Origin of the sequence: Polynucleobacter arcticus (genome assembly GCF_013307205.1) — a bacterium.
GTDB lineage: Bacteria > Pseudomonadota > Gammaproteobacteria > Burkholderiales > Burkholderiaceae > Polynucleobacter > Polynucleobacter arcticus.
Genome location: NZ_CP028940.1, coordinates 1,949,736 through 1,976,165, shown reverse-complemented (window position 1 = coordinate 1,976,165; position 26,430 = coordinate 1,949,736). Strand labels below are relative to the sequence as shown.

The window sequence follows — 26,430 nt, the reverse complement described above, 5'->3', positions numbered from 1 at the left end:
TAGACTTAAAACGTAAAACCCCAAGCTTACAATTCAAAAATTCTAATTAAGATTTTTCTAGGGCGGCAACCTTAGCTTCAAGAGCTTCCAGCTTCTCTCTGGTCTTAGCTAGTACTTTAGATTGCAGATCAAACTCTTCGCGAGTAACCAGATCCATCCTCTGAAAACCTTGATTCATCATGGCGCGCACATTCTTTTCGATTTCTTGCGCCGGTGAATTGCGAATAGCGTCACCAACTTTGTTTTGCATATCGCTAGCAATGCGCTGAATTTGTTCTAGGATTTCGCCTGGTTTTTGCATGATGCTGGCCGCCGTTCTATTGAATTTGCTTAAAAGATACAGTTCTTATTTTAAGTTGTAGAGCTAAAAACCTGCAGAAATAGCTCAAAACAGAGAATTTGTACCATATTGGTGCATAAATAAGCACCAAAAAAGGGCATTTGCATGGTTTGAGGGAATTGTGACAAATGCAGGAGTCTCCCGACATTCATGATCACCTCATGCAATAAAACATTCATCCATTTTCATTACACACAGCAAGGAACATCACATGAAAACGATTCAAAAGACAGCCATCGCTCTCGCAACATCTGGCTTATTCGCAACTGCAGCATTTGCACAATCAGCTCCTGCAGCTGCACCAGCAGCTCCAGAGGTGAGTCCTATTACAGCTAATATTTCTTTGGTAAGTGACTATCGCTATCGTGGTGTTTCTCAGTCAAACCTGAGACCAGCCATTCAAGGCGGATTTGATTATGCGCATGAAAGCGGTTTCTATATTGGAAACTGGAATAGCTCAATCTCTTGGGTGAATAACTTAAACCCCTCAGTAGCTTCAAGTATTGAAATGGACTTTTATGCCGGTGTAAAGAAGGAGTTAATTGGTGAAGGTTTTGCATCTGACTTGGGTGTATTGCAGTACTACTACCCAACAAGCGGAAACTTCTCCGGTACCAACGTAAATCCAAATACAACAGAGATTTATGCGGCTCAAAACTATACATTCGGTCCAGTAACTGGTTTCTTGAAGTTTTCTTATGCAGTAACCAATACATTTGGAAACCAAAACAGCTCTGGATCCTACTATCCTGATTTAACTGTTAACTACGATACTGGCATTTGGGGCCTTGGAGTAAATGCACACGTTGGCTATCAGTATATTTCTGGAACAGTCGCAGGTACATCTAACTCAAGCTTGTATAGCTATACAGATTGGAAATTAGGTGTAACTAAAGACTTTGGAGGCGGCCTATCTTTAGCTGCCGCTTATATCGGCACCAATGCAGGAAAAAATTCTTCAGGTTTATACAACTATGCATCGCCAACAGGCAAGAATTTAGCTGGTTCAACTGGTGTTCTTACACTTACCAAAACTTTCTAATTCCTTCCTCTGAACGGAGAAACGTATGAAATTAATTACCGCAATCATCAAGCCCTTCAAGCTTGACGAAGTGCGCGAAGCTCTCTCGGAAGTGGGAATTTCGGGCATTACCGTCACTGAAGTTAAAGGCTTTGGTCGTCAAAAAGGTCACACCGAGTTATATCGCGGTGCTGAGTACGTAGTCGACTTTTTGCCTAAGGTAAAAATTGAAGCTGCTGTTGAAGATGGCATCTTGGAGCGAGCGATTGAAGCAATTGAAAAATCAGCTCGTACTGGCAAGATTGGTGACGGCAAGATTTTTGTCTCCCCAATTGAGCACGTCATACGCATTCGCACCGGTGAAACCGGCGCGTCAGCACTTTAAAGAGAGGTTTACAATGTTCACTTGGATGAAACGACTCCTAGCTGGAAGCGCAATGGCCTTAGCCATTGGTGCAACCAGCGTCATGGTGGCTTCGCCGGCTTTTGCTGATGAAGCCAAGCCAATTGCCGCTGCAGCCGCCGCTGCAGTAGCTGCCGCACCTGCATTAGTTCCTAACAAGGCCGATACGGCTTGGATGATGGTGTGTACTGCATTAGTAATCTTGATGACATTGCCTGGATTGGCTTTGTTCTATGGTGGTTTAACACGTAGCAAGAACATTCTTTCTGTACTCGTACAGTGCATGTTTATCTTTGCATTGGTGACTGTGTTGTGGTCACTCTATGGATACAGCTTTGCATTTACTGAAGGCAGCCCATTTATTGGTGGACTTGATCGCTTGTTCTTGCAAGGCATTACGCCAGACTCAGTTGCTGCTACCTTTAGTAAGGGTATTGTGATTCCTGAGTATGTATTTATGACCTTCCAAGCTGCGTTCGCCACGATTACCTGCTGCTTGATCATTGGTTCATTTGCTGAGCGTGCGAAGTTTTCTGCAATCGTGTTGTTTGTCATTCTTTGGTTTACTTTCAGCTACTTGCCAATCGCTCATATGGTTTGGTTCTGGCCTGGTCCTGATGACATTAAAGATGCAGCATCACTGGAAGCAATTACAGCTCGTGCTGGTTGGTTGTGGCAGAAGGGTGTTCTCGACTTTGCTGGCGGTACCGTTGTTCATATTAATGCTGCGATTGCAGGCTTAGTAGGTTCATTTGTGATTGGCAAGCGTTTGGGTTATGGCAAAGAAGCAATGAAGCCGCATAACTTAGTGTTCGTCATGATTGGTGCTTCACTCTTGTGGTTCGGTTGGTTTGGTTTCAATGCTGGTTCAGCTCTCGAGGCAAACGGCAGCGCAGCCTTGGCATTCGTAAACACATTATTGGCAACAGCTGCTGCAGTATTGGGCTGGTCATTTGCTGAGTGGGTTACTAAAGGCAAGCCTTCTATGTTGGGCGCTGCATCTGGTTGCGTAGGCGGTTTAGTTGCAATTACTCCGGCTGCTGGTTTTGTTGGCCCAATGGGTGCACTCGTTATCGGTGCTCTTGCTGGCGTGATTTGCTTATGGGGTGTTTCTGGTCTCAAGAAGCTTTTGGGCTCAGATGACAGCTTGGATGTATTTGGTGTGCATGGCGTTGGCGGTATCTTGGGCGCTTTGTTAACCGGTGTGTTCGCAGATCCAGCATTAGGCGGAACAGGCATTTGGGATTACGTGGCTAATGCTGCGGCTCCTGATTACTCTATTGCTAGCCAGTTATGGATTCAGAGCCAGGGTGTGATTGTTACCTTGATTTGGTCCGGAGTGGTGTCATATATAGCCTTCAAACTGGTGGATATGGTGATTGGCTTGCGTGTTAAGGAAGATGAAGAGCGCGAAGGCTTGGATGTCAGCTCACACGGCGAGTCTGCCTACGAGTCTTAATCAGTAGATTTACCCCTTATCGGGCGGCTTTGGTTGGCTGCCCGATTTTTAAGCGCGGGATCCTCGGATTCCGCGTCTTTCTTTTAAAAAATCTTACAATGGTGGAATGGTCCCACATCTCATCACCGCCCTTAGCGGCCCTCTTCTCGATCTCGAGTCGAAGGTATTAGAAGCAACCCCCACCATTGAGCGCTGGTTTAGGCTTGAATGGCAGGAGCACACTCCACCATTCTATTGCTCAGTGGATTTGCGTAATGCTGGATTTAAGCTAGCACCGGTCGATACGAACCTTTTCCCAGGTGGCTTTAATAATCTCTCAACTCAGATGCTGCCTTTGGCAGTTCAGGCCGCAATGGCGGCAATTGAAAAGATTTGCCCAGAAGCAAAAAATTTGCTGTTGATACCAGAGCGGCATACTCGCAATACGTTTTATTTACAAAATATCGCACGCCTCTCCTCGATCTTGCGTCAAGCAGGCCTTAATGTTCGTTTGGGCACCTTGTCTGACGAAATTCAAAAGCCGACCTGGATTGATTTACCGGATGGCAATCGTCTACTGATGGAGCCATTGTCACGCCTCGGGCTAAAGATGCAACGCTTAGGATTAAAGGATTTTGATCCATGCTCAATTCTGCTGAACAATGACTTATCAGCAGGCATTCCTCCGATTTTAGAAAACTTGCATGAACAATATCTCTTGCCAGGTTTGCATGCGGGTTGGCATATTCGCCGCAAGTCTAATCACTTCGCAGCTTATGATGAAGTTGCAAAGAAATTTGCCAAGGTGGTCGATATTGATCCGTGGATGATTAACCCCTATTTCACTAGTTGCTCTAACGTCAATTTTCATGAGCGCAAAGGTGAAGAAGAGTTGCAAGTAGCTGTCGAAAAGATACTCAAGAAGACTGCCAAGAAATACCGTGAATACGGCATTAAAGAAAAGCCTTACGTCGTTGTCAAGGCGGATGCTGGTACTTATGGCATGGGTGTGATGGTAGTCAATGACCCTTCACAGCTTAAAGATTTGAACCGTAAAGACCGCAATAAAATGAGTGTAGTTAAAGAAGGTCTTGAAGTGAGCGATGTATTGATTCAGGAGGGTGTGTATACCTTCGAGAAAGTCAATGAAGCAGTTGCCGAGCCAGTGGTGTACATGATCGATCGTTATGTCATCGGTGGCTTCTATCGCGTGCATACCGATCGTGGCCCCGATGAGAACCTCAATGCACCAGGCATGCATTTTGTACCCTTAGCATTTGAGCAAAATTCGATGCCAGACTTGGGAGCTAAGCCCGGTAGCGCAGCACCGAATCGTTTTTATCTTTATGGCGTCGTTGCTCGTCTAGCTCTGTTAGCCGCCTCCCTAGAGCTTGAGCGTTCAGATCCGAATGCAGAAGCGGCTTAATTTAATTTCTTCTACTTGGGTGTAACGATGGACCTTCTTTTCATTGCCGATCCCTTGGAATCTTTTAAGGTCAGTAAAGATTCCACTTTGGCAATGATGCGTATTGCGCAAGCGGCAGGTCATCAGCTTTGGTTTTGTCAAAGCCGTCATATTCTTTGGAGGGACGACTTTGTAGTGGCTGACTGCCAGTCTCTAGTTATTAAGCCGAGTAGCACAACTTGGTTTGATTTAGGCTCTGCAGAGAGTCGTCCATTAAATACATTTAATGCTGTCTTGATGCGTACTGATCCACCATTTGATATTGAATACCTCAACACCACTTGGTTGCTATCAGCTGCAACTCGTCAGGGTGCGAAAGTCCTTAATAATCCGATGGCCATTCGGGATCACTCCGAAAAAATATCCATTACTGAATTTCCTGAACTCATACCGCCAACCCTCATTACGCGCGAACTTAGTGCGATTGAAGTATTTCATCAAGAGCATGAGGATATCGTGATTAAGCCTTTGGATGGCATGGGGGGAATGGGGGTTTTCCGCGTGGGTCCAGATGGATTGAATTTGGCCAGTATCGTAGAAACTTTGGGTGAGAATGGTGCTCGCACTTTGATGGTGCAGCGATTCTTGCCAGAGATTGCACTGGGCGATAAACGGGTTCTTTTAATCGGTGGTGAAGTGGTTCCGTTTGCCTTAGCTCGTATTCCGCAGGGCAGGGAGATCCGCGGCAACTTGGCTGCTGGTGGTAAAGGTGTCGCAATGCCCTTAACGGATGCCGAAAAGAAGGTCGCAGAGCGACTGGCCCCTATTTTGAATGCGCGCGGTTTGTTCTTGGTAGGATTAGACCTCATTGGGTCTTACCTTACAGAGATTAATGTAACTAGCCCAACGTGTTTTGTAGAAATTACTGAGCAGAGTGGATTTGATGTTTCACAATGTTGGTTAACAGCGCTCGAAAAGGCAATTGCATAAACATGGTTGGAATCGTTATTGTTGCTCATACTCCAGTCGCAAGTGCGATGCTGGGTTTTGCTGAGCATACTTTCGGCGTGCTGCCTGAGGGTGTCAGAGCGGTAGACATTCCGCCTTATGAAGACACTAAAGTCAGCTTTGACCGCGTTGTAAAGGCAGCCTACGGAGTCAATACGGGTCAGGGCATCTTGATACTCACTGATGTGATGGGTGCAACCCCTGCCAACGTAGCCTCCAAGCTTGAAGCCTTAGGGCCATTGTCTGGTCTAAATACCCCAATCATTGTCCTTGCAGGATTGAACTTGCCGATGCTGATGCGTTGCATCTCCCATCGCAGTGAAGGCCTAGAGGACTTGGCTCACAAAGCACTTCAAGGTGGTCAAAATGGAATTTTGCGTTTGGGTTCTAAGGCCATACAAGAAACTACTGAAAAATAAGGTGGGCTATGCCGGTTGCTGAAATTGAAATTATTAATAAGCTAGGTTTACATGCGCGCGCTTCAGCGAAGTTGTCCCAACTAGCAGCTGAGTTTCCATGCGAAATCTACCTATCTCGTAACGGCCGTCAAATCAACGCAAAAAGTATTATGGGTGTGATGATGTTAGCTGCTGGTATAGGAAGTACGGTGACTCTAGAAACAGTAGGCGATCAAGAGAATGAAGCGATGCAGGCCTTAACTGCCTTGATCAACGATCGATTTGGTGAGGGTATATAGGATGACTTTTGCTTTGCACGGTATCCCAGTATCCAATGGCATTGCCATTGGCAAAGCTGTGCTGATTTCTCGTGCAGCATTAGAGGTAAGTCATTACTTGGTTGAAGTCGGCAAAGAAGAGGCTGAGGCCCAAAAGTTATTAGATGCCTTTGATCAAGTGCGTCTGGAGTTAGCGCAATTACGACAAGGTTTACCTAAAGATGCGCCTCAAGAGATGGCGGCATTTTTAGATGTACATGGCATGATTTTGGCTGACCCTGCCCTGACTGAAAAGCCACTGAAGCTGATTCGTACCCAACGCTTGAATGCTGCCTGGGCTTTGACAACAGAATTAAATGATCTCTTAGAGCAATTTGCGGAGATTGAAGATACCTATCTTAAAGAGCGCGCAAATGATATTCGCCAGGTTGCAGAGCGAGTACTCAAGGCCCTCAACGCTCAGAAAAAAGATACCTTAAGCGATTCCGATTTATTGTCACCTAGTGATATTGGGATCGATGCCATTATTGTGGCGCATGATATCGCCCCGCATGACATGTTGCGATTTAAGGAGCATGCCTTTACAGGGTTTGTCACTGACTTGGGTGGTAAGACCTCGCATACGGCAATTGTTGCGCGCAGTATGGAGATTCCTGCAGTAGTGGGTGTGCGCCATGCTAGTGAAATGATTCGCCATGGTGATTGGTTAGTGATTGATGGCGAGCATGGTGTTGTCGTTGTTGCTCCTGATGAGCAGTTGCTTGCTGAATACCGTCTCTTGCGAGAGCAGGCGATTTTGGCAACGAGCAAGTTACAGGAGCTTAAACATTCGCTCACTACAACTGTTGATCACGTTGCCATCGAGCTTTTGGCTAATATTGAATTGCCGGAAGATGCTGCGCAAGCAGTGGATTTGGGGGCCATTGGGGTTGGCTTATTTCGTTCCGAATTTTTATTCATGGACCGTAAGCAAGCACTTCCAGATGAAGAGCAGCAATATCAAGAATACCGCCGAGTAGTCGATTTGATGCATGGCTTGCCAGTAAATATTCGTACTATCGACGTTGGAGCTGATAAGGCACTCGGTTCTAGCTCGGATCTATCTGAGACCGGTACTTCGCCTTTGGGGTTGCGAGCTATTCGTTGGTCTTTAACTGAGCCTGAAATTTTCTTGACTCAATTACGAGCGATCTTAAGAGCCTCAGCGCATGGTCAGGCACGGATCATGATTCCGATGCTAGCGCATGTAAAGGAAATAGACGAGACATTGCGCTTGATTGAAAAAGCTAAGCAGCAGCTGCATCAACGCGGGCAAGCATTTAACCCCAATATTCAAGTCGGCGCCATGATTGAGATTCCTGCGGCTGCTTTGGTATTGCCATTATTTATTAATCGCTTTGATTTCTTATCTATTGGCACCAATGATTTGATTCAGTACACCTTGGCAATCGATCGGGCGGACCACGCAGTTGCCCATCTGTATGACCCTTACCATCCGGCTATCCTGAATTTATTGTTCAGCATTATTGATCAAGCCAAGCGAGCTAATATTCCAGTGGCGGTCTGTGGCGAGATGGCGGGTGATCCCTCGATGACGAGGTTGCTGCTGGGCTTAGGTCTGACGGATTTCTCAATGCACTTTAGCCAACTATTATTAGTTAAGCGGGAGATCTTGAAAGCAGATGTTGGCTTGCTAAAGTCGCGTATCGGACCAGTACTCAAAGCAATTGAGCCTAAGGAGCAGGCGGCTGCGCTCGAAGCGTTACTGGCTTAGTGGGCTTGACTGCAAACCACACACTCCGGATTTCTAGAAATACGGATCTCATCAATCTGAGTATTGAGCGCATTCCAAAGCAACATTCTTCCCACTAGAGGCTGTCCAAATCCAATCAATACTTGCAATGCTTGCGCTGCTTGCATCGCGCCAATAATGCCGACTAGTGGGGAAAATATGCCCATGCTGGCGCAACTGACTTCCTCAGGTCGATCTTCTGGAGAAAAGAGGCAGGCATAGCAAGGCGAGGCTGGATTCCGAAAATCAAAAACACTGATTTGCCCATCAAACTGTAGTGCCGATCCCGAGATTAGGGGAACTTGATGCTTGAAACAGGCAGCATTAATCAAGTGGCGAGTGGCAAAGTTATCCGTGCAATCCAAAACAATATCGATGTTTGGTAGCAGGCTATCTAGTAGAGCTTCTGAAGCTTTTACTTCATGCGTCGTAATGATCAGGTTTGGATTAATGCCTTGCAAGAACTCTTTGCCCGAGCTTACTTTGCTCTTACCAATCGACCGTTGACTGTGCATAATTTGACGCTGCAAATTGGTGAGCTCAACTGTATCGTGGTCTATCAGCGTGATGGTGCCAACACCTGCAGCCGCTAAGTAGGGTGCAGCAGCGCTGCCTAAGCCGCCCGCACCAATGATGAGGATGCGTGAGCTCAGCAGCTTTTCTTGGCCCTCTACATCAATTTCTTCTAACAGCAGATGCCGCGAGTAGCGAAGTAGCTGCTCATCATTCATGGACATACCTCTGCTATAGCTTACTCTAGCTTAGAGGCTGAGCGTTTGACAGGCTCACCATTGATAAATGCAACTGCTTGAGAGAGCATGAAGTCATCTGCACCACCGAGTTCTACAGGCTTCTTGGACTTGTCTTTCTCTTTTTCTTCGGGAGTCTTCTTCGCATTTTTTTCTTCAATGCGTTGTAGCTCTTCTAAGCGGCGTTTTTCACGATCGGCAGCCAACTTATCTTCTGAGGATTGTTTATTGCGCAAGTGCTTCTCGCTATCGATCTCGCGTGTGATCAGTACATCATCTGGATCGCCATCTTTATTTTGATCTACTGCGATATCGGGTTTGATGCCGTAAGCTTGAATCGATTTTCCACTCGGCGTGTAGTAATAAGCCGTAGTAATCTTCAGTGCCGAATCATTAGTCAGGGGACGGACCGTTTGGACTGAACCCTTACCAAAGGTAGTCTTACCAATAATAGTTGCGCGTTTGTAATCTTGTAAGGCGCCAGCAACAATTTCAGAAGCAGACGCAGAGTAGGCGTTTACTAAAACGACCATAGGTAGTTTTTTGAACACGGCAGGTACGCCTGCTAAAGGATCTCCAGGTTCGCTGAGTCGATACATTGCTGGCGTGGCATTAAAGACTTGCTTAGAGTCAGCTGTCTGTCCTTTGGTTGAGACGATGACTGCATCGGCTGGCAAGAAGGCTGCAGCAACACCTACGGCACCCTGTAGTAATCCACCGCCATTATTTCTGAGATCAAGAATGATGCCCTTCATTTTAGGATCTTGATTAGCAAGTTCAGTTAACTTCTTGGCGAGATCCGGAACAGTACGCTCCTGAAAGCTAGTGACTCGGACCCAAGCAATATTGTTATCCAATATTTTGGTTTTAACAGATTGCACCTTAATCTCAGCACGAGTGATTGTGACTGGGAAACTACGTTCTTCACTTTTGCGAAAAACAGTTAAAGTAATTTTGGTGCCTGGTGCGCCGCGCATGGTGCGCACTGCCTTATCAAGCGACATGCCACGAACTGGTTTGTCATCCAAGCGAGTGATTAAATCCCCGGCTTGGAGGCCGGCACGTGCAGCAGGACTATCCTCAATCGGGTTGAGTACTTTGACAACACCATCTTCAGAGGTGATTTCAATTCCTAGGCCAGCAAACTTACCACTCGTTTGCTCTTGCATTTCTGAGAAATCTTTTTTATCAAGATAAGTGGAGTGAGGATCCAAACTGCTCACCATGCCTTTGACTGCATCAGTCAGTAATTGTTTGTCTTCAATCGGCTCAACGTATTCACGTTTAATTTGAGCAAATACATTGGACAATGTCCGTAGCTCATCTAGAGGCAGCGTCGTGCTCTGTTGAGCAGTGGCGGATAGTTGAATGGTGGCTGCAACCCCAGCAATGAGGCCAACAGAGACGAGGGCAAAGTTCTTGAAAAATACGCGCATGCTTCTGTTTTACCTTAATCCAAGTAAAAATGCTGAGTGGGCTTGAGATTGTCATCTAACTCGTAAACAAGCGGGATACCATTAGGAACGTTAATTTCCATAATGTCTTCATCAGAAACCTGGTCGAGATACTTTATTAAAGACCGAATACTGTTGCCGTGGGCGACTAGCAAGACGCGCTTACCCGCTTTGAGGGCTGGGGCAATGGATTCATTCCATAGCGGTAAAACACGCTCAACATTGTCTTTTAGGCACTCGCCCAAAGGAATATCGGAGGGGCTCAGTTTGTCATAGCGGCGATCATGTTGCGGATTGCGCTCATCATTTGGCTCTAGTAGTGGTGGACGTACATCGTAGGACCGGCGCCATATATGGACCTGCGCATCACCGTATTGGGCGGCAGTCTCGGCTTTGTTGAGACCAGTCAGGGCGCCATAGTGACGCTCATTCAGTCTCCAGCTATGAACCACGGGTAACCACATGAGGTCCATGGTGTCCTGCACGTGCCACAGGGTGCGGATGGCTCTTCTCAAGACTGAGGTGTAGGCCACATCAAACTCATAGCCAGCTTTACGCAAGTTTTCCCCTGCGGCAAGGGCCTGTTCGGTGCCTTTTGGGGTTAAGTCAACGTCTGCCCAACCAGTAAAGCGGTTTTCTAGGTTCCAGGCGGATTCACCGTGACGAATAAGGACAAGTTGTTTCATAGAGCCATTCTATAATCCGGTGATGAACTTTCTCACTCAAATTGATAATTTAGCGCTTATTGCCCTCATGCTGGTTACGGGCACAGCGCTTTTCCTACCGACATTATCTACGCTAATTAGCGGAAAAGGCTTATCTCCTACAGAAGCTACCATTTGGATAAATCGCCGTAAAGCCGCCGTGATAGACCTCCGCCCAGAGGGTGAGTTTAAGGCTGGCCATTTGCCGGGTGCAAAGTATGTTCCATCGAATGAGATTGCCACCAGGATTGAAAAACTCAAATTGGATCGTAAAAACCCGCTAATTTTGGTTTGTGAAACTGGTGCGAGCTCTCGAAAGGCCGTCGCTGAGGTACAAAAACTAGGTTTTGCTGAAGTAGCCACTCTAGATGGCGGCGTTCAAGCTTGGCAAGCTGCCGCATTGCCATTAGTCAAATAACCAGCGAGTCCTATATGCCATCAGTCACCATGTACAGCACCCAAGTCTGCCCTTATTGCGTTATGGCAGAGAAGCTTTTGCAAAAGAAGGGCGTGACTAATTTAGAGAAGATTCTGATTGATCGCGATCCTGCCCAGCGCGAGATCATGATGACTCGGACGGGACGCCGTACCGTGCCGCAGATTTACATTGGGGAAACTCATGTTGGCGGTTTTGACGACTTAGTTGCTCTAGATCGTGCCGGCCAACTTGATCCGCTACTAGCCTAACAATTTACTCAGAAAGCTTTTATGACAGAATCAACTACTGCTGCTCCGGATGGGGCTGATCAATCAAAAGAGCCTGGTTTCCGTATTCAACGGATCTATCTCAAGGATTTATCTTTAGAGCAACCAAATGCCCCACAAATTTTACTGGTTGCTGCTGAACCACAAGTCGAGGTTGAGGTGGATGTTGCGATAGCCCGTTTGAGCGATGAAATTTTTGAGGTTGCCTTAATTGCAACAGTAACTGCCAAAGTGGATAGCAAAGTACTTTTTTTAGTTGAAGCAAAACAAGCAGGTATTTTCGAATTTAGCAATATTCCGCCCGAGCAAATTGATCCTATGTTGGGTATTGCTTGCCCAACTATTTTGTATCCTTACTTGCGCTCAAATATTGCAGACACTATTAGCCGTGCTGGATTCCAGCCAATTCATTTAAATGAAATTAATTTCCACGGTATGTATGAGCATCGCATCATGCAGGCTGCACAAGCTGCCGCAACGGAGAGCAGCGCTACTGATGAAGGCAAAATTATTCTTCCTCACTAAACCAGTTTATTAAAGCCCACAGATCATGAAAGTGACACTGCTTGGAGCTGGAGCTTGGGGAACTGCTATGGCCGTGCAAGCTGCGCGCCATCTTCAGTCGGGTGATGTTTGTCTATGGTCGCGCAGTCCTGAGCAGTTAGAGGTTATTCAGCGCATTGGCGAAAACGCCATTTATTTGCCGGGCGTCCAACTGCCTCAAGGCTTGCGCTTAGAGGGTAGTTTGGAGCGCGCCATTGAGCGCCTCTCTGAAAATGACCTCTTAGTCATTGCCACTCCGATGTCGGGCTTATCAGAAACAGTGGCGCAGGTATTGCGCATTGCTCAACATCCACTCAATATCGTTTGGTTGTGCAAGGGTTTAGAGCCCAGCACTACCTTGTTGCCGCATCAAGTTGTAGACCGTGAAGACAAGCTTCATAGCCACGGTCTTCAGCATGCCTATGGCGCTTTATCAGGACCCAGTTTTGCGCAAGAGGTAGGTAACGGTATGCCATGCGCATTAACGATTGCAAGCAAATCAAATGCCTTATGCGACATTGTTCAAGGTGCATTTCATCATGGGAATATGCGTATCTACGCCAGCGACGATTTGGTCGGTGTTGAGTTAGGCGGTGCCATTAAAAATGTTTTGGCAATTGCTGCTGGTATTGGCGATGGTTTAGATCTTGGTCTCAATGCCCGCGCTGCAGTATTAACTCGCGGTCTTGCGGAGATGATGCGTCTAGTAAAGGCTGCTGGTGGACGGCCAGAGACTTGTATGGGGTTAACTGGTGTGGGCGATTTGATCTTGACTGCCACTGGCGATCTTTCTCGTAATCGTCGGGTTGGATTGGCTCTTGCCGCAGGAAAACCATTGCCTGAAATTTTAGGCAACTTAGGTCACGTTGCCGAAGGTGTCTTATGCGCTTCTGCCGTTGGCAATCTTGCGACTCGTTTAGGTGTTGAGATGCCCATTACTACCATGATGAGTGAAGTTCTATCTGGAAAACTCTCGCCACAGGAGGCTCTCAAAAAACTGATGGGGCGCGATCCTAGGGTTGAAGTTTAGACTTCTTAACTTCCGCCAAGTAATCCGTTTTGGCGCCATGCTTCATACACCACAATCGCTACCGTATTCGAGAGATTTAAACTGCGGCTGCTATCTTGCATTGCTAAGCGCATTTGGTTGGGTACTGGAATCGAGTTCCGCACTTCTTCGGTGATGCCTTTAGTTTCCGAGCCAAAAACAAAATAATCTTCAGGTAAATATCGGCCATCATGAAACTTTCCTGAGCCTTTGGTAGTTAGTGCATAAATACGCTCAGGCTTGGGTTGTTCATTCGCAATAAATTGCGCCCAATTTTGATGCACCTTTACTTTAGCGAACTCGTGATAGTCCAGACCTGCTCTGCGAAGTTTCGCATCCTCCATCGGAAAACCCAGTGGCTCGATTAAGTGTAATTTGGCACCCGTGTTCGCACACAAGCGAATGATATTGCCTGTATTTGGCGGAATTTCTGGTTCGAATAAAACAATATTAAACATGTCCTGACCTTGCTTTAAATACTATGGATTGGGCGTAGTGTTCTTAGTAAGACCCAATTAATTACCCGAGATACGCCATTGTCCTTTAGAACGCGGGCGATCTCATTTAAGGTGGCTCCGCTAGTCATCACATCGTCAAAAACAATGATAGTGGCAGATTCAAGTTGCGCTTTGTATTTGGGGTTGACGGTGAACATGTTTTGAATAGCTCGATATCGATTTGCTCGGTTTTCTTTAGCTTGAGCTTGAGTGTGATGCTGGCGCAGCAAGATGTGCGGATTTTTGTGTATTGGATTGATGCAGTGAATACGCCTAGCTAATTCCCAGCTTTGATTAAATCCTCGAACGCACAGCTTTTCTTGGCTCAGGGGAACTGGCAGCAGGTAGTCTGCTTGTATATTCTGGACACTTTCAGTCATCAGCTGATTCCATGCGGATATAAGCCCATGAGCACAAGCAAGACGCCCTTGATATTTGAGCTGGTGAAGTGCTGGCTGTAGCATTCCGTCATATCGATCTAGGCAGTAGCTTTGATCAAAGTAGGGCGAGTTACTTTTGCATGACAGGCAGCGCTGTTCGGCAATTTCATTTGCTAGCAGAGTGAGACCGCATTGCCGACAACACTCATAATTTGAAAGTTGTTCTGTAGCCAATAGGGTGGCGCAACGGGTGCAGAAAATATGCTGCTGAAATGTCCCGCAAACAATACAAGCACTTGGCAGTGCGTGAGAATAAATTGCTTGAAAAAAATTCTCTAATGGATGCATGGGCTGCTGAGTATACTGAGCCAATGACCCAACCAATCAGATGGCTTCAAGACGAAATTGCAGATCGTATGTTGCAAAAATTAGATATTGTGAAGTTGGACGCAAAGGATGTTCTTCTGATTCCAGATTTCCCAGGGGCGCATTCACATTTTCTGACAAAACGTTTTCCAGGAATGCGTTTTCATAGTGCGTCAGAAATTGGCTTATCTAGTTTTGACTCATTGAAATTAAGGACGACTCGTTTTTGGAATTCAAGAATGCGGTTTGTTCCCCCTCTTTCCTTAGATGATTACAAAAAAACTGGACGCATTAATCTTCCTGACAATTCTGTTGATTTGGTATTGAGTGTTTTGTTGATGCAAGATTTAGAGGATCCAAAACATTTTTTACGCGAGTGTTGGAGAGTGCTAAAGGAGGGGGGGTTATTTACTTTTAGCTATTTGGGTCCGGACACTGCTAAAGAGCTCCGCTCTGAGACCTTGTTTCAGCAATTACCCTCGAAGAATTTAGCCAGCCCTTGGGATATGCACGATATGGGGGATGCGCTGTTGGGTGAGCGCTTTTCTGATCCAGTGATGGATATGGAGTTTTTGCATCTCGACTATCAGTCCGATGCAGTCCTATTAGCGGATGCCACAGCCCTAAATTTGCTTGCTGTTGGAGCTCAAAATGGCACTCCAGCTGCCCAATTACCTAAAAAACTCACTTTAGAGGTAGTTTATGGACATGCTTGGGCCTTGGGTAAGCACCTTGCGAAAGCCCAGGATCATGTTGCCTACATTGATCCAAATCAAATCCAACGCAAGACAAGTAGTGATTCTGCTTAAGTGTAAGTACTCACTATCTATTAAACCTTGATTTAGATTGAGCCAAGCCTGATTGCTTAGGTTTGTTCTTGAGCTCAATTAACCCTATAATTGAGGGTAGTAGTTTTGGCTTGATACCGCATTTTTGGACCCTCTGAGGCTGTATTGCCGCAGAAGTTCATGACAATAAACAGAGAATGAGATGAATTTATTTGGAAAAGTCAGTAGGGCTTCGCTCTATTTAGCAGCAGCCTTTGGCAGCGCATTTGCTAGCGCTGCAGAAAATATGCCAGGCGGCCCAGCCGTTAACCAGCTGAATTTCACTGCTCCTGCGACAAAAATCATGCAAGAGATTCATTGGCTTCACTGGATGATGTTGGTTATCTGCGTGGTTATTTTCGTTGCCGTTTTTGGGGTGATGTTCTATTCCATTCTCAAACATCGCAAGTCATTAGGCGCTAAATCTGCCTCATTCCATGAGAGCACTACTGTTGAGATTATTTGGACAGTGATTCCCTTACTCATTGTTATTGGTATGGCGTTGCCAGCAACCAAAACAGTTGTGGCTATGAAGGACACTACGAACTCCGATATCACCATTAAGACCACTGGCTACCAGTGGAAATGGGGTTACGACTACATCAAGGGTGAGGGCGAGGGCATTGCTTTCCTGTCCACTTTGTCCACCTCCCGTGAATCCATTAATAACTTGGAGCCTAAATCCAATACATATTTGATGGAAGTAGATAACGAGATGGTTGTACCTGTTGGTAAAAAGATTCGCATTATTACCACTGCAAATGATGTAATTCATGCATGGGCGGTTCCAGCATTTGGCGTAAAGCAAGATGCCATTCCAGGTTTTGTACGTGACACTTGGTTCCGTGCCGACAAGATCGGCGTGTACCGTGGGCAATGCTCTGAGTTGTGCGGTGCTCAGCATGCGTTTATGCCAATTGTTGTGAATGTAGTTTCCCAAGAGGACTACACCAAGTGGGTTGAGCAGAAGAAAAAAGAAATGGGCGCCGTCTCAGATGATCCTACTAAGGTTTACACAATGGATGAGCAAAAAGAGCGCGGTGCAAAGGTGTATGCGGCAAACTGCGCAGCATGTCATCAGCCTAACGGTAAGGGTGCGGGTGCATTCCCAGCTTTGGATGGCAGCAAGATGGTTCTTGGACCAAAAGCAGCGCAATATGACATCCTAAATTATGGAAAAGGTGCCATGCCGAAATGGGCTGGCGTAATCTCTGATGGCGATATTGCTGCAGTAATGACTTATACCCGCAATGCTTGGGGCAATAAAACGGGTGAAATTATTCAGACCCAAGATATTGTTGCTTCACGCGCAGGTAAGTAATTTCTTAATTAATACAAATTAAATTAAAGCGGAGTAATACATGAGCACAGTCTCTACCACCCACGATCACGCACACGACCATGCGCACGACGATCACATGCCACATGGTTGGCGTCGTTGGTTGTTCGCAACTAACCATAAAGATATCGGTACGATGTACCTGATTTTTTCTTTTGTCAGCTTGTTGGCAGGTGGTGTCATGGCCATGGGCATTCGTTTGGAATTATTCCAACCAGGCTTGCAATTCTTGCGCCCGGAGTTTTTTAATCAGCTCACTACGATGCACGGTTTGGTCATGGTGTTCGGCGCGATCATGCCGGCGTTCGTTGGATTTGCAAACTGGATGATTCCTGTGCAAATCGGCGCTTCTGATATGGCTTTTGCTCGCATGAATAACTTTAGTTTCTGGATTCTTCCGGTGGCTGCTACCTTGTTACTCGGTTCTTTCTTGGCTCCTGGTGGGGCACCTGCTGGCGGTTGGACTCTATATGCGCCGCTGACTTCCCAGATGGGCCCTGGTTTAGATATGGCGATTTTTGCACTCCACTTGCTGGGTGCTTCTTCCATCATGGGCTCGATTAACATCATTGTTACCATCTTGAACATGCGTGCCCCTGGCATGACATTGATGAAGATGCCAATGTTCTGCTGGACTTGGTTAATCACTGCTTATTTGTTGATTGCTGTAATGCCGGTATTAGCTGGTGCGATCACTATGGTTCTGACGGACCGCCATTTTGGTACGTTTTTCTTCTCCGCAGTTGGTGGTGGCGATCCAATCATGTTCCAGCATATTTTCTGGTTCTTTGGTCACCCAGAGGTTTACATCATGATTCTTCCAGCATTTGGAATCGTGAGTGAAATTATTCCTGCGTTTTCTAGAAAAACCTTGTTTGGCTATAGCTCCATGGTTTATGCAACAGCATCGATTGCGATCTTGTCATTCATCGTATGGGCACACCACATGTTTGCTACAGGTATGCCTGTAACTGGTCAGTTGTTCTTTATGTACGCGACGATGTTAATCGCCGTCCCTACAGGCGTGAAGATTTTTAACTGGGTAGCAACTATGTGGAAAGGTTCAATGACCTTTGAAACTCCGATGTTGTGGTCAGTTGGCTTTATTTTTGTATTTACTATGGGTGGCTTTACTGGCCTGATCTTGGCCATGGCACCTATTGATATTGGTTTGCAAGACACGTATTACGTCGTTGCTCACTTCCATTACGTATTAGTGGCTGGCTCTCTGTTTGCGATGTTTGCTGGTTTCTATTACTGGTGTCCTAAGTGGACTGGCTACATGGCTAATGAAACGCGTGGCAAGATCCACTTTTGGTCTTCCATGATTTTCTTTAACATCACCTTCTTCCCAATGCACTTCTTGGGATTAGCAGGTATGCCGCGCCGTTATGCTGATTACCCAACTCAGTTTGCAGATTTCAATATGATTGCCTCTATCGGCGGCCTTGGATTTGGTTTGGCCCAGGTTTACTTCTTACTCTTCGTTGTTTTGCCAGCCTACAACGGCAAAGGTGAAAAAGCTTCAATGAAGCCATGGGAAGGTGCCAAAGGCTTGGAGTGGACTGTGCCTTCGCCAGCACCACACCATACATTTGAAACTCCTCCTAGTGATGAAGAGTTACGTGCAGCAGGAATCTAAAGCAGCCTTACGTAAATCCCAATCTGCTGGTAATCGCAGATTGGGTTTTATCCTTTTGAGCGTTGCCATTGTTTTCTTTATCGGCATTCTCCTTAAGCGGAGCTTTCTGAGCTAAGCCTCAAATACCACTCATGCCTGCTATCGCCTCAGTCAACCGCCAAATACTACTGAAATTACTGATTGCTTCAGTAATGATGTTTGGTTTCGGCTATGCACTGGTGCCCATGTATAAAGCTTTGTGTGAAGTGACGGGTATCAACGTCATCACCAATAAGAATGATTATGGTATTCGGGCATATAGCCCAAATAAAGTCGGCAATACCCAGGTGGATTATTCACGCGTCATCACCATTGAGTTTGACTCCAACAGTCGTGGCCCATTTACGTTCCGTCCTGTTAAGAATTATTTGGAAGTACATCCAGGCGAAATGACAGAGATTGTGTACGAAGTCACCAATAATCTTAGTCGACCTGTAGATGCACAGGCGATCCCAAGCTACGCACCTAAAAGTGCTATGGAGTTTTTTACTAAGTTAGACTGCTTCTGCTTTCAGCAACAAACTCTTGCGGCTCATGAAGTGAAGAAGATGCCAGTGGTATTTGTAATTGATGCAGGCCTACCAGCCGATGTGAAAACCATTACTTTGTCATATACCTTCTTTGAGTTAGGGGTTGCCCAACAGCCAGCGGGTTCAACAACGCCTAAATCGAAACCGGTGCTATGAGTAAGAAGAGTACCTTTATGCAATCCATGATCGCAGTGTTGTGGGCTTTTTTGGGTGTGCGTAAACAATCTGGATTGCAGGAAGATGTAGCTTCATTAAGTTTTGTCCATATTATTATTGCGGGAGTGCTTGGTGCCTTAATTTTTATGGGCATCCTCCTGTTGATAGTTAAAGCAGTTGTGTCCCATTGATTATTTTTTGATTGAGTAGAGAGAATAAGATGTCATCCAATTCAACCCCTTACTATTTTGTTCCCGGACTATCTAGTCATCCAGTTTCAGCGGCCCTTGGTTTGTTAGCTTTTGGCGCCGGTATGTCTGGCTGGGTAAACCAGGCAGCCTGGGGAGGCCCTTTAACCGCAGCTGGTGTCCTTTGGGTGTGTTTTGTTATGTATCAATGGTTCGGCGATACGATTGCCGAATCAAATTCAGGTAAGAATGGTATTAACGTAGATATCTCTTACCGTTGGTCGATGGCTTGGTTCATCTTCTCTGAAATCATGTTCTTTGCAGCCTTCTTTTCTGCCCTGTTCTATGCTCGTAATATTGCGATGCCTTGGATGGGTGATGTGGAGAGCAAATTGCTTTGGCCTGACTTCACAGCAGTTTGGCCTAATGATGGCCCTGCAGGTTTAGTTGAGAAATTCACCACCATGGGTCCTTGGCCAATTCCCACCATTAATACTTTATTGCTCCTCAGCTCCGGCGTCACCGTGACTTATGCTCACCATGCGATTCGTGAAAATCACATGAAGCAGGCTATTAACGGCTTGGCTGCGACTGTAGCTTTAGGCCTTATCTTCTTAGGCTTTCAGGTATACGAGTACTACCATGCATATGCTGACCTCAATCTGAAGTTGACTTCAGGTATTTATGGCTCCACTTTCTTTATGTTGACTGGTTTCCATGGCTTCCACGTATTTTTGGGCGGCCTGATGTTGGCGATTGTCTTACGCCGTATGATTCGTGGTGACTTTACTGCTGAAAATCACTTTGCCTTTGAGGGAGCCGCTTGGTACTGGCACTTCGTGGACGTGGTTTGGCTAGGTCTCTACATTGCTGTTTATTGGATGTAAGGAAATAAAAATCGGGGCGTTCAGCCCCGATTTGTTTTAGATTGCGGTGATGATGTACCCGGCTTAGTTAGAACCTACGCGAATACCTGTGGCTTCGATATACCCAAAGTAGTGGGCAATCAAAATTCCTAAAAAGAGTACTATTGAAAGTCCTATCCGCAACATGAGGGATCGAACCATTCTTGAGCTACCGCCTTTATCTTTCATCATGAAATAGAGTGCGGAGCCTAAGCTTCCTACAATCATGAGTAGTGCAATTGGAATAATCCATTTCATCTTAAAGCATCCCTGTGAATATTTTTTCTAGCTTAATTAAGCATCGCATTGTTGCTACTTTATCAGCCTTGGTGGTAATTGGCATTGGTTGTAGTGCAGGCATTTGGCAATTAAGCCGAGCAGAGCAAAAAGTACGTTTGGGTGAATCTTTGGCCTCTAGGTTGGTGATGCCAATACTCAACGCAAATACTGAAGAGTTAACCTTGGAGTTAGCTGCTGAGCGTCGCATTACTGCGCGTGGATCCTTTTTAAAGGATGAGGCCGTATGGCTTGAGAACAGGCCAAGACCGATTCCGGAGGGGGTTTCTAATAGTGCGCAAGCTGGTTTTTATTTGATGATGCCGCTCCTATTGGAGGGTCAAAAAAAAGTTCTTTGGGTCAATCGCGGCTGGGCTCCGCGCAATCCTCTCAATCGGGTTGAGTTGCCTCCTATTAGTACCCCAGATACCATTGTGGTGATTGATGGGGTGGGTTTCGCTCATCCTGGTAGGGTTTACGAGTTGGGGCAGCAGATTGAGGCGGCAAGTAAGCCACGCATCGAGCAAAATTTTGAATTAAGTAAAGAGGCTAAATTACATCAATGGGACCAGCTACCGTTGATTGTTAGGGAATCTGGATCCAATAAAAGCGATGGTTTAGTTCGAAATTGGCCCTTACCAACAAATGGTGTCGATCGCCATTATGCTTATGCTTTCCAGTGGTTTGCATTGGCCGCTTGCGGCTTCTTATTTTGGCTTATCAGTGGTTTGATGCAATATCGGCGTCAACAACAAATAGATTTTGGAGATCAGGGTGAGTGATAAAGATTTGCTAATTCCAGCATCAAAGGCGGATTCATCTTTGGTGATTGCGCGGACTCGCCGCGGGCGGATTCAAATGCTTTTTTTATTGCTTGCCTGCGCCTCTCCTGTAATTGCATCTTATTTGGCTTATTACGTTTTTAAGCCAGAAGGTGCTAAGACTAACTTTGGAACATTAGTCCAGCCAGTGCAAGAGATGAATGCAGCTTGGTTCGATGTTCCCTTTAATGGGAAGTGGACTTTGTTGATTGCGAGACCAGCAGGCGAGTGCACTATCAAGGATGAATCCTGCCTCGAGGCATTATTTTTAATGCGCCAATTACGTATTGCTGTGGGTCGTGAAAGTGGACGAGTACAGTTGGTTTGGATTAATACCGATGGTAAAACTGTGGATCCCGAGGTTCTTGCTGCCTATGATGAAAAAAAAGCGGGATTAAAAGTGCTGCCATTACCAGCGAATCCTAAGTCAAACGCAGAGTTTTTAGCCTGGCTCAATCATGATGGTGCCGGTCAAAGCATTCAGTTAATTGATCCAAGCCCCGCCAAGATGATGTACTTTCCTGTGACGAATTCGCCTAAAGAATTTGGTAGCATGAAAAAGGACCTTGAGAAACTATTACGCCTAAATCGTAAGGGCGAGAAATTACAATGAGCGGCTTTTTACTATTCAGTGAGCTTGCTGCAATTGCCATTATTTTTGCCGGGCTACCATTAGCCTATTTATGGACTAGGCGCTCTTTTAACTTGTTTCAAAAGTTGAATTGGGTATTGGTCTTTATGACTTTCGACTTGATTGTGTTTGGCGCATTTACACGCTTAACCGACTCTGGATTAGGTTGCCCCGATTGGCCTGGATGCTATGGCACCTCCAATCCTTGGGATGCGCTCGGAGAGATCAAGCTGGCTGAAGCGGCGATGCCAACTGGCCCTGTAACCGTGATTAAGGCTTGGATTGAAATGATTCATCGTTATTTAGCGATGACAGTAGGCGCATTAATTTTGATTCAAGTGGGATTAGCTTGGGGTAAGTTAAGGAGTTTAGGTAAAGCACCGCTGATAGGCAGTATTGGCTTGTTAATCTTGGTGTGCATTCAAGGTGCTTTTGGTGCTTGGACTGTTACGCTCAAGTTGCAGCCGATTATTGTGAGCATTCATTTAATGTTGGCTTTGGTATTGCTAGCTTGTTTAACTGCCTATGCACAACAATCATGGGAAGAGCAATCCTCTTCAGCACGCCACTTACTAATAAAACCGCTTTCCGCGAAGTTGCTAGTACTTGCTTCAATTGTTTTGGCTTGCCAAGTATTTTTAGGCGCATGGGTGAGCACTAATTATGCTGTGCTGGCATGTCCTGATTTCCCTACTTGTATGGGTACTCTCTGGCCTGAGACTGCTTGGCAAGAGGGTTTTACTTTCTGGCGTCCGCTGGGTTTAAATGCTGATGGTCAATCTATTTCCCCTGTAGCTTTGCAAACGATTCATTGGGCACATCGCCTATTTGCCATGATTGTCCTGGCAACTATGGGTCTTTTGGGAATCAGTGCTCTGAGACTTAGTCACTCTGGAACATCAGACATGAGCCGTATTGCCAAGCTGTTGCTCGGCTTATTAGTTCTTCAAGTACTGACAGGCATTTCCAATGTAGTTTTTCAGTGGCCACTGGTTGCTGCGTTAATGCACACAGCAGGTTCTGCCGCATTAGTGTTCTGTTTAGTTCGCTTAGCTCGCTGGGCATCCTGGAGCGCGCCTATTCACATGAAGATAGCCAAACGATTATGAGCAGTCCGATACCTCTCACCCCCGAAGCAATGCCACGTTGGCGCCAGTTTTGGGTGTTAACTAAACCGCGCGTCACTCAGTTGGCAGTTTTCTGTGCTGTGATTGGGATGTTCTTAGCAACACCAGGGATGGTTCCTTACCCAGTGCTGATCGGCGGTATCGTAGGTATTTGGTTATTAGCAGGCGCCGCCTTTGCTATGAATTGCTTAATTGAGCAAGCTGTAGATGCCAAGATGAAGCGTACTTCATGGAGGCCCTCTGCAACTGGTGAAGTAACGCCATTTCACATTACCATTTTCTCTCTTGTTCTCGGTAGTTTAGGCGCGGTCATTTTGTGGTACTTCTGCAACCCATTAACGATGTGGCTCACCTTAGCAACCTTCGTTGGTTATGCTGTCATCTATACCTGGTTGCTAAAACCTGCAACCCCTCAGAATATTGTGATTGGTGGTCTATCTGGAGCAATGCCACCTGCCTTGGGTTGGGCGGCAGTAACGAATGGCTTGTCTGCTGAAGCGTGGCTTTTGGTGCTGATTATTTTTGTTTGGACCCCACCCCATTTTTGGGCGCTGGCTTTATATCGTCGTGATGATTATGTGCAAAGTGGTTTACCGATGTTGCCAGTAACTCATGGTGAGCGCTTCACGCTTCTGAATATTCTGCTTTATACCTTGATCTTGATTGCTGCCACTTTACTTCCCTATATATACGGTATGAGTGGTCTAGTGTATTTAATTTCAGCCATCATTTTGGGCCTTATATTCTTAGCTTATGTAATTGCTTTGTTTCTTTCCTATAGCGATGCCTTGGCTAAGAAGACCTTCCACTTTTCAATTACTTACTTATCACTGCTTTTTGCAGCCTTATTAATTGATCACTATTTCATTTGAGATGAAGATGAACTTATCAAAATTAGGTATCGGCATTAATCGCCTCTTGATGTTGACGCTCGTCGGCTTAGTCTTAATGGCTTGTAGTCCTCAGCAGAGTTTTAAGAATGTCGATATTACCGGTGGCAAGGCATTTGGTACGGACTTTAGTTTGCTGGACCCCGATGGCAAAGTAAGAACTTTGGCTGACTTTAAGGGCAAAGTAGTTGTCATGTTTTTTGGTTACACCCAATGTCCAGATGTTTGCCCGACTACACTGACAGAGATGCAGCAGGCTATGACTTTATTAGGCCCTAAAGCTGATCAAGTTCAGGTGCTGTTTGTGACACTAGATCCTGAGCGCGATAGCGCGCGCATCTTAAAACAGTATGTGCCTGCTTTTGATTCACGTTTCTTAGGTTTGCGTCCGGCGGATGAGGTGTCCTTAGAGAAGGTAGCTAAGGACTTTAAGATTTACTACAAGCAGGTGCCTGGCACTAGTCCTGGCTCATACACCATGGATCACACTGCAGGAAGCTATGCTTTTGATCCAAAGGGAAATTTACGCCTCTATATTAAGCATGCCCAAGGTCCGGAGACCTTGGCGCAAGACTTGAAAGAGTTAATGAAGTAAATTAGGCGGCTTGTGTTTGCAAAAGGCCGCGCATCTTTTTGAGTGCGGCAGTTTCAATTTGACGAACACGCTCTGCTGAGATGCCGTACTCACTGGCAAGATCATGCAAAGTTTTTGTGCCATTACCATCTGCATCCATCGCTAACCAGCGCGACTGCACAATATTACGGCTCCGATCATCCAAAGCCATGAGCGCTTGATCGAGCTGGGGGCCATGCAAAGCATCTGTTGCTGCCGCTGCCATCATTTGGGTAGGCTCTTGGCTGCTATCAGCTAACCACTGAATCGGCGCATAGGCTGACTCTTCATCATTATCATCGCCCTCTAAAGCAACGTCGCCTCCTGATAGGCGCATTTCCATTTCTTTAACATCTGACCCTTTGACATCTAGGGCTTTAGCTAAGGCTTCTACTTCACCCGGGGTGAGTGTCGCCAGAGTGGGTTTGTTGCTACGTAAATTAAAGAACAGCTTACGTTGCGCTTTCGTTGTCGCAACCTTAACTAAACGCCAATTCTTGAGGATGTACTCATGAATCTCTGCTTTGATCCAGTGAATCGCATAAGAGACTAGGCGTGCGCCTTGATTAGGGTCGTAGCGCTTAACAGCCTTCATTAGGCCGATATTGCCTTCTTGAATTAAGTCGGCATGGGGAATGCCATAGCCAAGATATTGGCGAGCAACCGAGACTACCAGGCGCAGATGGGAGAGAACTAAAGTTTTAGCGGCGTCGACGTTTTCAGTGCGACGAAATTCTTGTGCGAGGTGAAGCTCTTCTGCTGCGCTGAGCATCGGTACGCGATTGACGTAAGAAATATAGGAATCAAGTGTGCCAACCCCGAGGGAAGGCAACATGGGAAAGGCAAGCGAAGCCGCAGCAGTCTGCTCTGCTGGCAGTGTTTGCCTTGCTTGCAATTGCGGTTTGTATGCTTTCTTCTGAATCATTTTTTTTTATATTTTAAGTATGAATAGAGTTCTATTTTAGCACTCTTGTCAAGAGAGTGCTAATGGTTTTTTAGCTCTACAAGTAACTGATTTAATTGAATAATTCAGAAGAATATTGGGCGGCTGTAAAGGGAGCTAAGTCATCAATTCCCTCGCCTTTACCTAGGGCCAAAACAGCAGGTTTTGGCCCATTGCTTAAGGTGTGAGCAAGGGCACATATCACCCCGCCTTTAGCGGTGCCATCCAATTTAGTCACGATGAGGGCGGTAAGGTCTAATGCGGCGTGAAAGGCCTTTACCTGGCTTAAACCGTTTTGACCTGTATTGCCATCAAGTACGAGCAAAGTCTGGTGAGGTGCCCCAGGAAGGGCCTTACCGATGACTCTTTTGACCTTCTTTAATTCTTCCATGAGGTGATCTTGAGTGGCTAGTCTGCCTGCAGTATCAATAATTAAAATATCACTCTTGCGAGAAATTGCCGCATGAATGGCATCGTGCGCCACCGCAGCTGCGTCGCCACTCTCTTGCATGATGACGTCAACCTGATTACGACCACCCCACTCTAGGAGCTGGTTGCGTGCTGCTGCCCGAAAAGTATCACCAGCTGCCAGTAGGACAGATTTGCCTTGCGACTGAAAGAGTTTGCAGAGTTTGCCGATGGTGGTGGTTTTGCCTGCACCATTGACGCCAATGACTAGCCATATCTCTGGTATGGTCTTTTGCTCATGTACATACAGAGGATTGGGGGCTGGCTCCAATGACTTTAAGAGGCTTGCCACCTCTTGGATCAGCAGTTGCTTAAGGTCATCAGGGCTATTCGCTTTTTCTGATTTAGCGGCTTTGCGAAGCTTGCTAATCAGTTGTTCGGTCGTAGGCAGACCCACATCACTCAGAATAAGCGATTCTTCTAGGGCATCAAACCAGGCTTCATCAGTCTGATTCGATTTGAAAAGGGATCCGAGGGTTTTACGTAGGCCGAACATAATCGATACA

At 46.1% G+C, this 26,430-nt stretch carries 33 protein-coding genes; 24 read left to right on the top strand and 9 right to left on the bottom strand.

The window, feature by feature from the left end:
- Nucleotides 1-46: 46 nt before the first annotated feature.
- On the bottom strand, nt 47-301 hold the full coding sequence (locus tag DN92_RS09985) for an accessory factor UbiK family protein (RefSeq protein ID WP_173961093.1): 255 nt from the start codon (nt 299-301) through the stop codon (nt 47-49).
- A gap of 250 nt (nt 302-551) precedes the next feature.
- Between DN92_RS09985 and DN92_RS09980 the strand changes: the two genes are divergently transcribed.
- The 8 genes from DN92_RS09980 (at nt 552) to ptsP (ending at nt 8,065) form a co-directional block, all read left to right on the top strand.
- Entirely contained in the window at nt 552-1,382 is an 831-nt protein-coding gene (locus DN92_RS09980; RefSeq protein WP_173961092.1) for a TorF family putative porin, read from the top strand.
- 25 nt (nt 1,383-1,407) lie between these two features.
- Nucleotides 1,408-1,746 (top strand): P-II family nitrogen regulator, encoded by a 339-nt coding sequence (locus DN92_RS09975; protein WP_173961091.1) that lies wholly within the window; start codon nt 1,408-1,410, stop codon nt 1,744-1,746.
- A gap of 13 nt (nt 1,747-1,759) precedes the next feature.
- The gene (locus DN92_RS09970) at nt 1,760-3,223 is read left to right on the top strand and encodes an ammonium transporter (RefSeq protein ID WP_173961090.1); all 1,464 of its coding nucleotides are present in this window, start codon (nt 1,760-1,762) and stop codon (nt 3,221-3,223) included.
- Between the two features lie 106 nt (nt 3,224-3,329).
- Complete coding sequence (gshA, locus tag DN92_RS09965) at nt 3,330-4,628, top strand: glutamate--cysteine ligase (RefSeq protein ID WP_173961089.1); 1,299 nt, start codon at nt 3,330-3,332, stop codon at nt 4,626-4,628.
- 27 nt (nt 4,629-4,655) lie between these two features.
- Nucleotides 4,656-5,597 (top strand): glutathione synthase, encoded by a 942-nt coding sequence (gene gshB, locus DN92_RS09960; RefSeq protein ID WP_173961088.1) that lies wholly within the window; start codon nt 4,656-4,658, stop codon nt 5,595-5,597.
- Nucleotides 5,598-5,599: 2 nt separating this feature from the next.
- A complete protein-coding gene (locus DN92_RS09955) occupies nt 5,600-6,034 on the top strand; it encodes a PTS sugar transporter subunit IIA (RefSeq protein ID WP_173961087.1) in 435 nt (144 codons plus the stop codon).
- Between the two features lie 8 nt (nt 6,035-6,042).
- Complete coding sequence (locus DN92_RS09950) at nt 6,043-6,312, top strand: HPr family phosphocarrier protein (protein WP_173961086.1); 270 nt, start codon at nt 6,043-6,045, stop codon at nt 6,310-6,312.
- A 1-nt stretch (nt 6,313) separates the two neighbouring features.
- Nucleotides 6,314-8,065 carry a phosphoenolpyruvate--protein phosphotransferase gene (ptsP, locus tag DN92_RS09945; RefSeq protein ID WP_173961085.1) on the top strand — a complete coding sequence of 584 codons (1,752 nt, stop codon included), beginning with the start codon at nt 6,314-6,316 and terminating at the stop codon, nt 8,063-8,065.
- On the opposite strand, the gene DN92_RS09940 is transcribed toward ptsP, so the two are convergent.
- The 3 genes from DN92_RS09940 to gpmA are packed head-to-tail and all read right to left on the bottom strand — an operon-like array spanning nt 8,062 to nt 10,972.
- Complete coding sequence (locus tag DN92_RS09940; protein WP_173961327.1) at nt 8,062-8,814, bottom strand: HesA/MoeB/ThiF family protein; 753 nt, start codon at nt 8,812-8,814, stop codon at nt 8,062-8,064. The genes ptsP and DN92_RS09940 overlap by 4 nt on opposite strands.
- A gap of 20 nt (nt 8,815-8,834) precedes the next feature.
- Complete coding sequence (locus DN92_RS09935; RefSeq protein WP_173961084.1) at nt 8,835-10,268, bottom strand: S41 family peptidase; 1,434 nt, start codon at nt 10,266-10,268, stop codon at nt 8,835-8,837.
- Nucleotides 10,269-10,282: 14 nt separating this feature from the next.
- Nucleotides 10,283-10,972 (bottom strand): 2,3-diphosphoglycerate-dependent phosphoglycerate mutase, encoded by a 690-nt coding sequence (gene gpmA / locus DN92_RS09930; protein ID WP_173961083.1) that lies wholly within the window; start codon nt 10,970-10,972, stop codon nt 10,283-10,285.
- 22 nt (nt 10,973-10,994) lie between these two features.
- Between gpmA and DN92_RS09925 the strand changes: the two genes are divergently transcribed.
- From DN92_RS09925 to DN92_RS09910, 4 genes are read left to right on the top strand one after another with little or no spacing between them, the layout of a single operon-like run.
- Nucleotides 10,995-11,408, top strand: coding sequence for a rhodanese-like domain-containing protein (locus tag DN92_RS09925; protein WP_173961082.1), 414 nt, complete (start codon nt 10,995-10,997; stop codon nt 11,406-11,408).
- Between the two features lie 14 nt (nt 11,409-11,422).
- Entirely contained in the window at nt 11,423-11,677 is a 255-nt protein-coding gene (gene grxC, locus DN92_RS09920) for a glutaredoxin 3 (RefSeq protein ID WP_173961081.1), read from the top strand.
- Nucleotides 11,678-11,698: 21 nt separating this feature from the next.
- A complete protein-coding gene (gene secB, locus DN92_RS09915; protein WP_173961080.1) occupies nt 11,699-12,220 on the top strand; it encodes a protein-export chaperone SecB in 522 nt (173 codons plus the stop codon).
- 25 nt (nt 12,221-12,245) lie between these two features.
- Nucleotides 12,246-13,268, top strand: coding sequence for an NAD(P)H-dependent glycerol-3-phosphate dehydrogenase (locus tag DN92_RS09910; RefSeq protein WP_173961079.1), 1,023 nt, complete (start codon nt 12,246-12,248; stop codon nt 13,266-13,268).
- A gap of 5 nt (nt 13,269-13,273) precedes the next feature.
- Here DN92_RS09910 and trmL read toward each other — a convergent pair whose 3' ends face one another.
- Nucleotides 13,274-13,744 carry a tRNA (uridine(34)/cytosine(34)/5-carboxymethylaminomethyluridine(34)-2'-O)-methyltransferase TrmL gene (trmL, locus tag DN92_RS09905; RefSeq protein ID WP_173961078.1) on the bottom strand — a complete coding sequence of 157 codons (471 nt, stop codon included), beginning with the start codon at nt 13,742-13,744 and terminating at the stop codon, nt 13,274-13,276.
- 14 nt (nt 13,745-13,758) lie between these two features.
- Nucleotides 13,759-14,163: a ComF family protein gene (locus tag DN92_RS10665; protein ID WP_254598293.1), complete on the bottom strand. Its 405-nt coding sequence runs from the start codon at nt 14,161-14,163 to the stop codon at nt 13,759-13,761.
- A gap of 272 nt (nt 14,164-14,435) precedes the next feature.
- Here DN92_RS10665 and DN92_RS09895 point away from each other — a divergent pair, with 272 nt between their 5' ends.
- From DN92_RS09895 to DN92_RS09865, 7 genes are all read left to right on the top strand, one after another.
- Complete coding sequence (locus DN92_RS09895) at nt 14,436-15,338, top strand: methyltransferase domain-containing protein (RefSeq protein WP_217426026.1); 903 nt, start codon at nt 14,436-14,438, stop codon at nt 15,336-15,338.
- A gap of 181 nt (nt 15,339-15,519) precedes the next feature.
- On the top strand, nt 15,520-16,677 hold the full coding sequence (gene coxB, locus DN92_RS09890) for a cytochrome c oxidase subunit II (protein ID WP_173961076.1): 1,158 nt from the start codon (nt 15,520-15,522) through the stop codon (nt 16,675-16,677).
- Between the two features lie 40 nt (nt 16,678-16,717).
- The gene (ctaD, locus tag DN92_RS09885; RefSeq protein WP_173961075.1) at nt 16,718-18,337 is read left to right on the top strand and encodes a cytochrome c oxidase subunit I; all 1,620 of its coding nucleotides are present in this window, start codon (nt 16,718-16,720) and stop codon (nt 18,335-18,337) included.
- A complete protein-coding gene (locus DN92_RS09880) occupies nt 18,309-18,452 on the top strand; it encodes a cytochrome oxidase small assembly protein (protein WP_173961074.1) in 144 nt (47 codons plus the stop codon). The genes ctaD and DN92_RS09880 overlap by 29 nt, the downstream gene beginning before the upstream one ends.
- A 16-nt stretch (nt 18,453-18,468) precedes the next feature.
- Entirely contained in the window at nt 18,469-19,062 is a 594-nt protein-coding gene (locus tag DN92_RS09875; RefSeq protein ID WP_173961073.1) for a cytochrome c oxidase assembly protein, read from the top strand.
- Nucleotides 19,059-19,253, top strand: coding sequence for a DUF2970 domain-containing protein (locus DN92_RS09870; protein ID WP_217426025.1), 195 nt, complete (start codon nt 19,059-19,061; stop codon nt 19,251-19,253). The genes DN92_RS09875 and DN92_RS09870 overlap by 4 nt, the downstream gene beginning before the upstream one ends.
- A 29-nt stretch (nt 19,254-19,282) precedes the next feature.
- Entirely contained in the window at nt 19,283-20,137 is an 855-nt protein-coding gene (locus tag DN92_RS09865) for a cytochrome c oxidase subunit 3 (protein ID WP_173961072.1), read from the top strand.
- Between the two features lie 63 nt (nt 20,138-20,200).
- Here DN92_RS09865 and DN92_RS09860 read toward each other — a convergent pair whose 3' ends face one another.
- Complete coding sequence (locus DN92_RS09860) at nt 20,201-20,413, bottom strand: twin transmembrane helix small protein (RefSeq protein WP_173961071.1); 213 nt, start codon at nt 20,411-20,413, stop codon at nt 20,201-20,203.
- Between the two features lie 14 nt (nt 20,414-20,427).
- Here DN92_RS09860 and DN92_RS09855 point away from each other — a divergent pair, with 14 nt between their 5' ends.
- The 5 genes from DN92_RS09855 to DN92_RS09835 are packed head-to-tail and all read left to right on the top strand — an operon-like array spanning nt 20,428 to nt 24,495.
- A complete protein-coding gene (locus DN92_RS09855; protein ID WP_173961070.1) occupies nt 20,428-21,213 on the top strand; it encodes an SURF1 family protein in 786 nt (261 codons plus the stop codon).
- Entirely contained in the window at nt 21,206-21,865 is a 660-nt protein-coding gene (locus DN92_RS09850) for a redox-active disulfide-containing membrane protein (protein WP_173961069.1), read from the top strand. The genes DN92_RS09855 and DN92_RS09850 overlap by 8 nt, the downstream gene beginning before the upstream one ends.
- Nucleotides 21,862-22,992, top strand: coding sequence for a COX15/CtaA family protein (locus DN92_RS09845; RefSeq protein ID WP_173961068.1), 1,131 nt, complete (start codon nt 21,862-21,864; stop codon nt 22,990-22,992). Before DN92_RS09850 ends, DN92_RS09845 begins: the two co-directional genes overlap by 4 nt.
- A 29-nt stretch (nt 22,993-23,021) precedes the next feature.
- Nucleotides 23,022-23,882: a heme o synthase gene (gene cyoE, locus DN92_RS09840; protein WP_254598292.1), complete on the top strand. Its 861-nt coding sequence runs from the start codon at nt 23,022-23,024 to the stop codon at nt 23,880-23,882.
- Nucleotides 23,883-23,931: 49 nt separating this feature from the next.
- Nucleotides 23,932-24,495, top strand: coding sequence for an SCO family protein (locus DN92_RS09835; protein ID WP_415836358.1), 564 nt, complete (start codon nt 23,932-23,934; stop codon nt 24,493-24,495).
- Between the two features lies 1 nt (nt 24,496).
- Here DN92_RS09835 and rpoH read toward each other — a convergent pair whose 3' ends face one another.
- On the bottom strand, nt 24,497-25,438 hold the full coding sequence (rpoH, locus tag DN92_RS09830; protein ID WP_173961065.1) for an RNA polymerase sigma factor RpoH: 942 nt from the start codon (nt 25,436-25,438) through the stop codon (nt 24,497-24,499).
- Nucleotides 25,439-25,529: 91 nt separating this feature from the next.
- Complete coding sequence (gene ftsY, locus DN92_RS09825; protein ID WP_173961064.1) at nt 25,530-26,420, bottom strand: signal recognition particle-docking protein FtsY; 891 nt, start codon at nt 26,418-26,420, stop codon at nt 25,530-25,532.
- Nucleotides 26,421-26,430 lie beyond the last annotated feature (10 nt).